Genomic DNA, 12,682 nt, shown 5'->3' with positions numbered 1-12,682 from the left:
TTGCTCAAGGTGAAGGCAAACAGCTGCCGTTATTGCCTTTCCCCAACAGTAGCTTGAACGGAAAAGTGGACTTTCCATTAGGTAATGACGTGAAGCGCGATACCCACCTGGTTGTTCTTTTGCTGTTGGTTATCGGCTGTTCCCTGGCCTCGCTGACTGTCTGGAAAGTACTGGCCTCTCGAGATCGAGCGCTGGAGGATGTGAACGTCCATGGTTTGAACCTCACCCAGGCGCTTTCTACTTACTCCGAAGGTATTGTCCGGCAAAGTTCGCTGCTTTTGCTCGGGCTCGTGGAACGTCTGGAGACTGAAGGTAGCGGCTCCCTCCAGATCGAACGGCTAAGTGCGCTGGTCGACCGGCAGCAACCCCTGATGCCACAGCTCAGCGGGATCACGATCTACGACAATCACGGACGCTGGTTGATGTCTTCCAACCGGCCGATACCGGCCGGGGCCAACAGCAGTGATCGTGCCTATTTCATTCACCATCGCGACGATCCGTCCCGTGAGACCTTTATCGGCCCGCCAATCCAGAGCCGTGCCAATCATGAATGGGTGGTCACTGTCAGCCGGCGCTTCAATGATGCCCACGGAGCGTTTGCCGGGGTGGTAGCAGTAACCCTTGGGGTGGAAAACTTCCTGCGTCTGTTTGGCAAGATCGACGTGGGGCAGGAGGGGGCCATCGGGTTGTCCTATACCGACGGTACGTTGCTGGTTCGCTATCCCTTCCGTGAGCAGGACATGGGCCGCAACTTTTCGAAGTCGCCGATCTATGCAAAATACCTGGTAGATCGATCCGTCGGTACCGCATCGTTCACCTCCAGTCTTGACGGCGTGGAGCGGCTCTACGCCTTTCGAAAGAGTAATCAGTTGCCGCTGATAACGACCGTCGCACTGGGAAAGCGCGAAGCCCTCGCGGCGTGGCGTATCGAGGCGTTGTTGTCGGCCGTGGTGGTGACTGCTCTGCTGGGGCTCACCGGTCTGATCGGTCGGTTTTTGATCCTGGATATTCGTCGTCGAACCCGGGTAGAGGGTCAGTTACGGGGGGCTCAGCAGCAATTGCTTTCGTCGAACCGCCAGCTTGAGCTACTGGCGATGAAAGATGCCCTGACTGGCTTGGCCAACCGGCGCTGCTTTGATGTGACATTAGCCATAGAAGCGCGACGTGCGCAGCGGGAAGGGACGCCCTTGGCACTGCTGATGATCGATCTCGACTATTTCAAGCTGTACAACGATTCCCTTGGGCATGTGGCCGGGGACGCCTGCCTGCAGACGGTTGGCAGGATTTTAGAGGAGTGCGTTCGGCGACCGTCGGATCTAGTGGCCCGTTATGGCGGTGAAGAGATAAGCGTCATCATGCCCAACACCGACATTGAGGGTGCAGCAGTGGTGGCGCAACTTATCCTCGACCGCTTGAAGCAAGAGAACATCCCCCACAACGCCAGCCCGTTGGGACGAGTCAGTGTGAGTATCGGGATCAGTTCTGCCACAGGTGCGCAGCTGGATAACGTGCAGGGTTTAATCGAAGCGGCAGACCAGGCGCTGTATAGCGCCAAGGCTCTTGGGCGAAACCAGTGTGTGAAGCACGGCGAGTGAAGGCAGCGATACGGGTATCACTGAAGCCTTGGAGCAATAGGGCGTTCCTCTCGTCGAAATCTCTGACAGAAATATTGACCAGAATCGTCCTACATCGTTAACTGTATATTCATACAGTTAAACGAAGGCGTGCGTCATGAGCTTCACATTTTTGGGACCTCTTGCTGAGGGCGGGACAGGTTTGCCGCTTTGCTCGTTCAAGATCCCGGCGGGATTCCCGTCGCCCGCTGCAGACCACATCGAGAAAGTGATCTCTCTGGATCAGGTGCTCAATGTGCGTGCGCCGCATGTCTATCTGGCATCGATTGAAGGCGACAGCATGCAAGGGGTCGGGATTTTTTCAGGTGATCTGGCTGTCATTGACCGCTCAATTGAGCCGGTTCACGGCCATATTGTGGTGGCGCTGCTGAACAATGACCCCATCTGCAAGCGCCTGTGTTTGCGCGGCAAGGATGTGATCCTCAAGTCTGAAAACTCCAAATACCCGGACAGGTACGTTATGGAAGGAGACGACCTGTCGATCTGGGGGGTTATCACGCACAGCGTGCGCAGCCATGGTCATTAAACGGGCTCGCCTATAGACCGCACAGCGCTTAGCCAGCGTGAAACAACTTCCAGCTCGTTGTCGGTAAACCCTTGCGTCAGCCGTGTGTTCAAGGGAGCCAACTCAGTCATCGCCTGCAGTGCTGCTTGTCGCCCGGCGTCTGTAAGCCAGAGCCGGAAGCTGCGCCTGTCCTGGTCATCGACCCGACGATCAATCAGGCCTGATTTCACCATTCGATCCGCCAGCCCCGTCATGGCTGAGGGCGCAATATCCAGGGCGGATGCCACTTCTCCACTGAGAGCGCCATCGTGGGCACGGATCACAAACAGGGCGCCGGCTTGAGTCGCACTGATGCCCGCGGTATGGGTCATGTGCCGCTCAATATGCCTGGACAGGCTTTTTTGCGCGGTGTTGAGCAGGTAAATGTAGCGACGGTCATGTTTCATTTTTGAATATCCGGCAATTGGGTCTTCAGCCAATCGGCCACTATCGGCCATAACGCGTTCGCGTGTCGCTTGCGAAAGAACCCCAGATGACCGACAGCAGATCCGTCGCTGTCTTCAGGGCCTAGCTGGCGGCGCTCAACAGTGCATCCAGTCAGGTGCCCCATCATCAGGTCGATGGCTTGCGCCGGTGCCCAGGGATCGTCATTGAAACCCAGCGCCAGAATGGGTATCGAGGGTCGGGCAAATCTGGCGGCGGCGTTGACGGACGGGTCATCAAAAAAGTAATGGCGCAGGCTGGTCCAGCGGGACCATTCGAGCATGACATTCGCAGGAAGATCTTCTCCCAGGCCCAACCTGCGCCCCGGAACGTAACCGAGCAGCTTTGCGGCAAGAGGGCCTATGAGCTTGAGAAGGATTGATACTTTCAAGCGTTCCATGCCTGGCTTTATAAACCTGAGGCAGCCTGCTTGTGAGCAGATTGTCACCGCGGCGCTCAGCGTGCGACTGCTTGCGCACAAACCGATGGCATGGCCACCAAAGCTGTGGCCTACAGCCATATGGGCCAGGCCCGGGTAATGCTCGGATGCCCACTGCGTAACGGCTTCGACGTCGTTGTCGGCCCACGTTGTAAATCCGGATTTGACATCCTTGGGGTGTGGGCCGTCTCTGCCAACTCCCCGGTAGTTGTAGGTGATCACGGTGAAGCCGTTTTCTGCCAGAAACTGTGCAAACGGAAAATACATTCGTTCGGTGACTGCAGTAGCAGGATTGATCTGAACGACTGCCAGGGCGGTACCGATCGCCCCGTGAACGGTGAGTTGTACTGGGTTTGCGTCAGGGCCAATGACGGTGTGCCGGGTAGGGGTCATGATATTGTTTCGCATGTGAAATATAATAGTTAACATACGAAATATATAAGCACAAAGCCATTCTTTTCCGCTGTTAACTGGCCATCCATATCGGTAAGATTTCCTGTTTTTTTCAACAGGAAGTCACCATGCAACGGATTGTAATACTGGGAAATGGCGGCAGCGGTAAATCAACCCTCGCCCGAGCCTTGGGCAAACGCCTCAACCTGCCCGTCGTGCACCTGGACCCTTTGTTCTGGGAGCCCGGCTGGACCGAACCGGACGCTGAACAGTTCCGCATGCGGGTCAGCCAGGCCGTCGCATCGGATGCCTGGGTGTGTGAGGGCAATTATGCCCGGCGTACCTTCGACCTTCGCCTGCCTCGTGCCGACGTGATCATTTGGCTGGATACGCCGCGCCTCACGTGTTTCACCCGGGTGATTATGCGCAGCGTAACTAACCGCGTTCGACCTGACCTTCCAGCCGGCTGTGGAGAAAAGTTCGATTGGGTGTTCCTCAAGTACGTATGGAATTTCGACCAAGGCTCGCGTCCGGGCATCGAAGCAGTACGCAAAACCGCAGGGCCGCATATTCCTGTCATTCACTTGAGGACGACCCGTCAGATCGACGACTTTCTCGACACCTTGCCCGCAATGCCTGTGTCCGGCATTGACGGCAGCCCTGCATAGCGGCCACCCATTAAAAAAACAGGCCCTTAGCCCCAGATAACATGATTTTTCACACACTCAACCCTTCCATATAGTCCTCGCAAGCCCAATCGGAACATCCGTGTTCCATCGATGCGAGATAGATTTATGGATGACAAGTTAAAGCCCGGCTTGAACCAGGGCGCTGGTTTGGGGACGCGAGTGGTGTGGGGAGGGGAACAGGTCCAGCATCCTTACAACGCTACTCAGACTCCCATCGTGGTCAGTGCCGCTTATGGCTACCATGACATCGATGAGTGGTATGACGTGGCGCTGGGTAAACAGCCTGGCTTCATCTACAGCCGCATGAGCAACCCAACGGTCTCTGTGCTGGAGGACAAGCTCTGCGAGCTTGAAAGCGCCGAGTCGGCTGTCGCTTTCAGTACCGGGATGGCTGCAATCAGTGGCGTGCTGCATACCTTTCTGGCCTGTGGCCAGCGCGTGGTGTCTACCCGCGACAGTTACGGTGGGACCAACAAGATCTTTGAAGAGTTTCTTCCGCGCATGGGCGTAGAAGTCACGCTCTGCGATACCCTCGACATAGACGCCATCGAGCATCAGATCGCTAAAGGCTGCAATGTCCTTTATCTGGAAACCCCGACGAACCCCACGCTGAAAGTTCTGGATATTCGACGTCTTGTGGCGGCGGCGAAAAGTGTCGGGGCGCTGGTCATCGCCGATAATACGTTCGCGACACCGTTGAATCAGAACCCGCTTGCTCTCGGGGTCGATGTCGTCGTGCACAGTGCTACGAAGTTCCTGTCCGGTCATGGCGATGTACTGGGAGGCGTGGTCTGCGGCAGCGAACAGCTGATGTCTCAGGTTCGCCATTATCGTGAAATCAATGGGGCCTCGCTGGACCCATTCTCGGCGTATCTGATTATTCGGGGTATCAAGACTCTGGCTTTGCGTCTTCGCCAGCAACAGGCAAGCGCGCAAGCATTGGCTGAATACCTGTGCTCCGAGCCGTTGGTGGAGTCTGTGAACTACCCGGGATTGCCTCAGCATCCAGGTCACGCGATTGCACGCTCACAGATGCGCGGATTTGGCGCAATTGTCAGCTTCGTGCTGGCAGGGGGCATGGGCACAGTGATTCAGTTGTTACCGCTGCTCAAGTACGCCCATCGGGCGGGTAACTTGGGAGCCGTTGAAACCATCTATGGGCCGGCACGGACAACTAGCCATGTAGAAAACACCTTGGAAGAGCGCGAGGCGCTCGGGATTTCCGAGGGGTTGGTCAGGATCTCCGTAGGGATTGAAGATACGGAAGACTTGGTGGCGGATCTTAAACAAGCCTGTGCGTCAGTTCGCGACAAACAGCGCCATGAAAGTCTGCCGGCCGGAAAGAGAGAGCGTTTCACTAACGTGGGCGTCTGAAAACGATAAGGCTTCCGGAGTTAAGGCCGGACAGTCCTTCATGAATAGTGAAAACAATAACAACTAGCGACACTCTCATTGTGCTGCCGACGGGGCAGTTGCAAGAGATTGTTGTCCGAGCATTTCATGAGAATACAACCATGACTATCCAGGCAAATAGTGATCAATCCGATCCAAGCTTGAAGTTCAAGAAAGAAATGGAAACCCGACACATTGTCATGTTGGCGTTGGGTGGCGTCATTGGTACGGGATTATTCCTCACCTCCGGCTACACGGTTAATCAGGCCGGGCCCCTCGGCGCCGTGATTGCCTACATCATCGGTGCGGTGATGGTGTATCTGGTAATGGTCTGTCTCGGCGAACTGGCGGTACAGATGCCAGAAACCGGATCGTTCAGTAGCTATGCAACGCGCTACCTCGGCCCGGGTACGGGCTATACGGTGGCCTGGCTGTACTGGCTCACGTGGGCAGTCGCCATTGGTTCGGAGTTCACGGCGGCGGGCATCCTGATGGTTCGCTGGTTTCCAGACACGCCCGTGTGGATCTGGAGCGCGCTGTTTGCCATTGCGGTGTTCTTGAGCAACGTGGTGTCTGTCCGTCTTTTTGCAGAAACCGAGTTCTGGCTCTCGCTCATCAAAGTCTTGACCGTGATTACGTTTATCGTCATTGGTGGCGGTGCTATTTGCGGTCTCTTCCAGGTCCAGAATCTACAGGGTGCCGGGCTTTCGAACTTTACCCGTGAAGGGCTTTTCCCTACGGGATTCCTTCCCATTGCAATGACACTTCTAGCGGTCTCCTTCGCCTTTTCCGGAACTGAACTTATCGGGATTGCGGCAGGTGAAGCCAAAGATCCTCAGAAAAGTGTGCCCAAGGCCATCCGTACGACGGTAGTGCGTCTGGCGCTGTTCTTCGTAGGTACTATTTTCGTCCTGGCGACCTTGTTGCCACGCGAACAGGCGGGAGTCGTTGAAAGTCCGTTTGTCATGGTGTTCGAGTTGATAGGCATCCCTTATTCAGCGGACATCATGAACTTTGTGATTCTCACCGCCTTGATCTCCGCTGCCAACTCGGGGCTCTATGCCGCGTCGCGCATGCTTTGGACATTGAGTGACCAAGGCCACATGCCTAAACGCTACGTGAAACTTTCGAAACGGGGCACGCCGGTCAACGCGATCGTTTTGAGCATGGTGGGCGCAATGGCCTCTCTGCTCAGCAGCGTGGTTGCCCCTGATACGGTCTACCTGGCCCTGGTGTCGATCTCGGGTCTTGCAGTTGTGGTCGTGTGGATGAGCATCGCGGCGAGCCAAATAGCCTTCCGACGCCAATACGTCGCCAATGGCGGGCGAGTCGAGGACCTGCATTTTCGTGTGCGCGGCTACCCTTGGGTACCTCTCGGCGCTCTGCTGTGTTGCTTGCTGGCCTGCGTCGGTATTGCCTTTGATCCTGAGCAGCGAATCGCGCTGTACTTCGGTCTGCCGTTTATCGCCTGGTGCTACTTCGTTTACTGGGTTACCCGTAAAAAGCGTGAAGAGCGACTGGCATTGGCAGCGGCTGCACATTGCACTGGTGCAGCGTGAATGGCTCGGGCGATGATTGAGCAAGAATAAGTCCTGATGAGGTTGCGCCGATGAGTCAAAAATCACTACCGCCCTTGAACTGGCTGAGGGCATTCGAAGTGTCGGCGCGGTATCTGAACTTCACCCATGCAGCCCAGGAACTGCACCTGACTCAGGGTGCAGTCAGCCAGCAGCTCCGTCAGCTGGAGCGTCACCTGGGTGTCGCGCTCTTCAAACGCCTGCCCCGAGGGCTTGGCCTGACTGAAGAAGGGCAGTCCTACCTGCCAGTGGTGCAAGACGCGATCAGTCGTCTTGCGGTAGGTACAAACGAGATTTTTGGCCAGCGTAATCGAAGGCATGTGAAGGTGCGTGGCAGCCTGTCCTTTTTTCACTACTGGCTGGCCCCTCGGCTGGCGGATTTTTGTCGAGACTATCCCCAGATCGACATCCGGTATATCAGCAACATCTGGGTAAAGGAGCCAGACGGCGAGGATGACCTGGAGATTCGCTGGGGCTGCGGCGAGTGGGCTGGATTGCACTCTCAGCGTTTGACCTGGGACATCCTCCAGCCCGTGTGCTCACCTGAACTCATGGCCCGCACCCCCATACGCGAGCCTCGCGACTTGATGAACCATTCCTTGTTGCATGTGCTGGGGTACGAGGAGGGGTGGGGGTACTGGTTGAAGCGGGTGGGCGCTGACGATGTCGATTATTCCCGCGGTCTTCAGTTCGACACACTGGTCTCCACCCTTCGCATGGCTGAACTGGGGCAGGGCGTTGCCCTGGCACGGTCTTCTGTGGTCGAAGACTTGCTCAAAAGCGGGCATCTGGTTGCTCCATTCAGTCATCGAATCGAGGCCAGCGAGTCTTTTTATCTGGTGCGCGAGCAGGCCGAGGTCCTTTCGCCTGATGCCGCGATATTTTCTACCTGGCTGGTGGCTCAATCCCACCGTCTTTTGTCATTCTGATCTGGAGTCATCATGCATTACGTAAGCACACGCGGCGGTGACGTGAGGGCGGACTTTCGAAGTGTGGTGCTGTCGGGGCTCGCCGAAGATGGCGGTCTCTATGTCCCGGCCAGTTTGCCGGTGTTCACCGAGAAGCAGATTGCCAGTTGGTCGTGGCTGCCATTCGACGAGCTCGTATGGCGCGTAGTGTCGCCGTTTGTAGGGGCTGCCATGGACGAAAGCACGCTGCGCACCTTGCTGAGCGACAGCTATCGAAACTTCAACCACCGCGCCATTACGCCCTTGGAGCAGGTTGGCCACAACGAGTGGATACTCCAGCTGTTTCATGGCCCGACCCGTTCTTCCAAGGATTTCGCTGCGCAATTGCAGTCGCGCCTGGTGGAGCACTTTCTGGATGAGGTCGGTGGTCAGGCGCTGATCATCGGTGCAACCAATGGCGATACGGGGCTGGCGGCCCTTGAGGCGTTTGCTGACTGCCCGTGTACACGCATGGCAATACTCTACCCACGCAGCGGAGTCTCGGCCGAGCAAATTTCTGTGCTACTGGCGGCAGATCCTGAGCGCGTTCAGCTGTATCCGGTTGACGGTAATTTCGACGACTGCCAGACGCTGGTCTCCCGGCTCATGCGTGACTGGCCGCTGGAAGGGATGATTCCAATCTGTTTCAACTCCACTAACTGGGTTGGAGTCCTTGCACAGATCGTTTTCTATTTTCACGCGGTCCTGCAACTGGGGGGCGGGACACGACCCGTCGGTTTCAGCGTTCCCGCGGCCAGCTCTGCCGAGATTTATGCAGGCTACGTCGCGCAGAAAATGGGATTGCCCATCAATCAGGTGATCATCTCCACAAACAGTAACGATGCGCTGCACCAATTTTTTCATTGCAATCGTTACACGACTCAAGTGAGCAACCGTACGCTGTCCCCGTCGATGGATTTCTCTCTGTACTCAAACCTGGAGCGTTTCATCTGGGAGCTGTATGAGCATGACGGACGCTCAACGAAAGCACTTATGGAACACTTTGAGGCGTGTGGCGAGTTGAGCATCGGCAACCAGCAATGGCTCCGGGCCCGGGTTCTGTTCGATTCCTATGCCGTGAACGAGGCACAGGTTCGCGAGGAGGTGGTCAAACTGTTCCGTGAGACGGGAGCCGCAGTCGATCCGCATACCGCTGTGGGCGTGCTGGCTGGCCGCATTCACCGACGCAGCCTGGGGGCTCCCATGGTGACCCTTGGGCAGATTGCACCGGGCAAGTCGGCGGCACTCTTGGCCGAACTGGGTGTGTGGCAGGGAGAGGTGCCCGCGACCCCCGAGGTGGGTGCCCAGCCACCAGGTCTGGCCAAAGACGATCTGGACGGTCTTAAAAGGGCGCTCTTGTCAGCGCAGCAGAGGTACCCATGAAGCGCATTCTGGATCCGCTGGATGAGCGCATCCTTGCCGAACTTACCGCCAATGCCCGAATAGCCCATGTCGAACTGGGTGCCAAGGTCAATCTGTCCCGTAACGCTGTGCGCCAGCGCATTGAACGCCTTGAGCGCGACGGCGCCATCCAGGGGTATACGGTGCTGCTCGGTGATTCCCGGCGACCTTCGTCGCTGATCAGTGCCGTGATCTTTGTCTACCGCTACGACCGCATGCGTGGAGAAGAAGTACTTGCCGCCCTGCGCTCGCTCCCCGAGGTGGTTCAGTGCGAAGTATTGAGTGGCGAGTTTGATCTGATGCTTCGAGTCAATGCAGCGTCCCCCGAGCGTGTCCACCTTGTCTGGAAGGAAATCTCGGCGATGCCCGGGGTGGAAAACACCGTCACCTCATTTGTCCTTTCGGCAGTGTTTTAAGCAGCGAAAACACAAGCGGTTCTTTCGCTGTCAATCCTTAGCTGACCCCTTCTTTGTGACTCGGCCCTGGTGCTCGCATCAGTGCCGAGTGCATGCCTCCTCAACATCCCAAAACCACACACAACGGTTGATTTGGACCCTGTCCATTGAGCAGTAGTGGGTAGGCGCAAAACGGCCAATTAATAGAGCACTCTGCCATATTCAACTGCCAGAACCCGACTCTTACGATGTTGCTATCGAACAACAACGTGCAAGAGGACAGCTTCATGACTGAGTACAAAATTGCCCTGGTAGGTTTTGGTGGCGTCAATCGCGGCCTGGCTCAACTGATCGCAGAGCGTAACGCCGAGTGGAAAGCCACTTTGGGTTTCAGCCTCAAGATTGTCGGTGTGACAGACCTGTTTCTGGGCTCCATCGTTGCCAGGGAGGGGCTGGATGCAAGGCAACTGGTTGCGCTGCCTGGCGAGCAGGGGGCATTCGCTCAGTTGCCTGGAGGCACCGCTGAGGCGTTTAACGAAACCATCATCAAGCATTCCGGTGCCGACATGATTTCCGAGGCCACCTTCACCAACCCTGTTGATGGTGAACCCGCAACCACGTTTTGTCGCTGGGCACTGGAAAGCGGCATTCATGTTGTGACCACCAATAAAGGGCCGATTGCACTGCACGGCGCCGAGCTCAAGGATGTGGCACGTCGCAATGGTGTTGCCTTCGAATACGAGGGTTCGGTCATGAGCGGTACGCCTGTGATTCGTCTGGCAAGTCAGGCTCTGGCAGGTGCAGATATTCAAGGTTTTGAAGGGATCCTGAACGGCACGTCCAATTACGTGCTGACTCGCATGAAAGACGGTCTGACGTTTAACGACGCAGTGGCCCAGGCTCAACAGCTTGGCTATGCCGAGGCCGACCCGACTGCCGATGTGGAGGGGTATGACGTTCGGCTCAAGGTGGTGATCCTTGCCAATGAACTGCTCAATGCTCGATTGACCGTCAGTGATGTGGCGTGCTCTGGCATCAGCAGTATCAGCCCGAAAGACATCGCTCAGGCAACGGCCAGCGGGGCTAGCTGGAAGCTGATCGGTTCTGCACATCGCGAAGCCGATGGCTCTGTTCGGGCGAATGTGGAGGCTCGACTGCTGCCCAATGAACACCCCCTGGCAAGTATTTCGGGTGCCCTGAACGCGGTGTCGTTCAACACGGGACTGCTGGGTGCCGTCACTGTCTGCGGCCCTGGCGCAGGTCGAATCGAAACCGCCTTTGCGTTGCTGTCAGACATCATTGCCATTCATAACCGCTACAGCAAGTAACAGGAGAGAAGTCATGACCGTATCCAGCATGGCCAGCATTCAGCTTGTTGATGCCAAACAGATTGATGTGTTCAGCCCTTTCGATGGTCGCTTGGTGGGAAGCCTACCTTGTCTCGATGCAACTGCAGTACCTGGCTTGCTGGAGCGCGCACGGATTGGCGTGCGAGAGAGTGCGGCGATGCCTCGACACTTGCGTGCCCGCATCCTTGAGGATGCGGCGAGGCGTGTAGAGCTTGCCTCAGAAGCATTTGCCCGACTCATCGTTGCAGAGTCGGGAAAGACACTGAGACAAGCAGAGAAAGAAGTGAAGCGCTGCGTAAATACGCTGAAGCTGTCGGCCGAAGAAGCTCGTCGTAACGCCGGAGAGGTCATCCCCTTCGAAGCCTATGAAGGCTCCGAATCGCGTCAAGGCTGGTTTACCCGTGAGCCGCTGGGGCTGATCGTCGCAATCACGCCCTACAACGACCCGCTGAACCTGGTGGCCCACAAGCTGGGCCCAGCCATCGCCGGTGGTAATGCTGTGATTCTTAAGCCTTCAGAACTCGCCCCCTTGTCTGCGCTTAAGCTGGTTGAGTGCCTGGTGGAAGCAGGTTTGCCGCCATCCGTGGTCACTACGGCTACCGGCGGCGTCGACCTGGGCCAGGCATTGGTGCAGTTGCGCGAAGTGCGGATGATTTCCTTCACGGGTGGCTTTGCAACCGGCGAATCCATTGCCCGCAGTGCAGGCTTGAAGAAACTGGCCATGGATCTGGGAGGCAACGCCCCGGTCCTCGTGCTCGAAGACTGTGACCTTGAGCCGACCGTTGAGTCTTGTGTGTCCGGTGCCTTCTGGGCAGCAGGGCAGAACTGCATCGGAACACAGCGCATCTTCGTGCACCGTTCGATCTACGAAGATTTTCGGGAGCGATTTGTCAGCAAGACGCGTGCATTGGTCGTTGGCGATCCGGATCTGCGAATCACCGATGTGGGCCCGATGATCACGGAGCAGGCGGCTCGTCGCACGGAGCAATCGGTGAATGAAGCAGTGGCCGAAGGCGCTGTTGTTTTGTGCGGACATCGTCGCCAAATGGGGTGTTATGCGCCGACGGTTCTGGAGGGTGTAAGCCATGACAGCAGGATCTGGCAGCAGGAAGTCTTCGCGCCGGTGGTGATTCTGGAGCCTTTCGATCAGTTGGAGGATGCCGTTGCACTGGCCAACGCCCCGGAATACAGCCTGCATGCTGGCCTGTTCACACGTGACTTGTCCAAAGCATTGAAACTGGCCCGCCAAATTGAAGCCGGGGGTGTGATGATCAATGACTCTTCAGATTATCGTTTCGATGCCATGCCTTTTGGTGGCTTCAAATACGGAAGCCTGGGTCGGGAAGGTGTGCGATTTGCCTATGAAGACATGACCCAGCCCAAAGTGGTCTGCATCAATGACATGGGTTAACCCCGGGTGAGCTGCACGCTTGATGACACATGGTGTTCTGATCGTTAAAACATGGACGGGTAATGCT

General features: G+C 56.7%; 12 protein-coding genes. 10 read left to right on the top strand and 2 right to left on the bottom strand.

Going from position 1 to position 12,682, the window contains the following annotated elements; all coding sequences use genetic code 11:
* Positions 1-89 precede the first annotated feature (89 nt).
* Both RGV06_RS03470 and RGV06_RS03465 read left to right on the top strand, forming a co-directional pair.
* Complete coding sequence (locus RGV06_RS03470; protein WP_019825675.1) at positions 90-1,595, top strand: diguanylate cyclase; 1,506 nt, start codon at positions 90-92, stop codon at positions 1,593-1,595.
* 136 nt (positions 1,596-1,731) lie between these two features.
* Entirely contained in the window at positions 1,732-2,160 is a 429-nt protein-coding gene (locus RGV06_RS03465; protein WP_019825676.1) for a LexA family protein, read from the top strand.
* Here the strand turns inward: RGV06_RS03465 and RGV06_RS03460 are convergent.
* Together RGV06_RS03460 and RGV06_RS03455 are read right to left on the bottom strand one after the other, a co-directional pair.
* A complete protein-coding gene (locus RGV06_RS03460; RefSeq protein ID WP_019825677.1) occupies positions 2,157-2,585 on the bottom strand; it encodes a MarR family winged helix-turn-helix transcriptional regulator in 429 nt (142 codons plus the stop codon). The genes RGV06_RS03465 and RGV06_RS03460 overlap by 4 nt on opposite strands.
* A complete protein-coding gene (locus tag RGV06_RS03455) occupies positions 2,582-3,454 on the bottom strand; it encodes an alpha/beta fold hydrolase (protein WP_019825678.1) in 873 nt (290 codons plus the stop codon). The genes RGV06_RS03460 and RGV06_RS03455 overlap by 4 nt, the downstream gene beginning before the upstream one ends.
* A 128-nt stretch (positions 3,455-3,582) precedes the next feature.
* Here RGV06_RS03455 and RGV06_RS03450 point away from each other — a divergent pair, with 128 nt between their 5' ends.
* The 8 genes from RGV06_RS03450 to RGV06_RS03415 all read left to right on the top strand — a co-directional run bounded on the left by RGV06_RS03450 (position 3,583) and on the right by RGV06_RS03415 (position 12,615).
* Positions 3,583-4,122, top strand: a complete 540-nt coding sequence (locus RGV06_RS03450; protein WP_322149373.1) for an AAA family ATPase — start codon at positions 3,583-3,585, stop codon at positions 4,120-4,122.
* A 126-nt stretch (positions 4,123-4,248) separates the two neighbouring features.
* Complete coding sequence (locus tag RGV06_RS03445; RefSeq protein WP_019825680.1) at positions 4,249-5,517, top strand: cystathionine gamma-synthase family protein; 1,269 nt, start codon at positions 4,249-4,251, stop codon at positions 5,515-5,517.
* A gap of 140 nt (positions 5,518-5,657) precedes the next feature.
* Entirely contained in the window at positions 5,658-7,094 is a 1,437-nt protein-coding gene (locus RGV06_RS03440; protein WP_019825682.1) for an amino acid permease, read from the top strand.
* 50 nt (positions 7,095-7,144) lie between these two features.
* Positions 7,145-8,041 carry a LysR substrate-binding domain-containing protein gene (locus RGV06_RS03435; RefSeq protein ID WP_019825684.1) on the top strand — a complete coding sequence of 299 codons (897 nt, stop codon included), beginning with the start codon at positions 7,145-7,147 and terminating at the stop codon, positions 8,039-8,041.
* 12 nt (positions 8,042-8,053) lie between these two features.
* The gene (thrC, locus tag RGV06_RS03430; protein WP_046810721.1) at positions 8,054-9,442 is read left to right on the top strand and encodes a threonine synthase; all 1,389 of its coding nucleotides are present in this window, start codon (positions 8,054-8,056) and stop codon (positions 9,440-9,442) included.
* Complete coding sequence (locus tag RGV06_RS03425; protein WP_019825687.1) at positions 9,439-9,876, top strand: Lrp/AsnC family transcriptional regulator; 438 nt, start codon at positions 9,439-9,441, stop codon at positions 9,874-9,876. The genes thrC and RGV06_RS03425 overlap by 4 nt, the downstream gene beginning before the upstream one ends.
* Before the next feature lie 266 nt (positions 9,877-10,142).
* Positions 10,143-11,183, top strand: coding sequence for a homoserine dehydrogenase (locus tag RGV06_RS03420; protein ID WP_198822978.1), 1,041 nt, complete (start codon positions 10,143-10,145; stop codon positions 11,181-11,183).
* A 13-nt stretch (positions 11,184-11,196) separates the two neighbouring features.
* Complete coding sequence (locus RGV06_RS03415; protein WP_019825692.1) at positions 11,197-12,615, top strand: aldehyde dehydrogenase family protein; 1,419 nt, start codon at positions 11,197-11,199, stop codon at positions 12,613-12,615.
* Positions 12,616-12,682: the final 67 nt, after the last annotated feature.

The sequence above is a fragment of the Pseudomonas sp. CCI3.1 genome (assembly GCF_034313985.1).
In the GTDB taxonomy this organism is placed as follows: Bacteria; Pseudomonadota; Gammaproteobacteria; order Pseudomonadales; family Pseudomonadaceae; genus Aquipseudomonas; species Aquipseudomonas psychrophila.
This window is presented reverse-complemented; position numbering and strand designations above follow the sequence as displayed.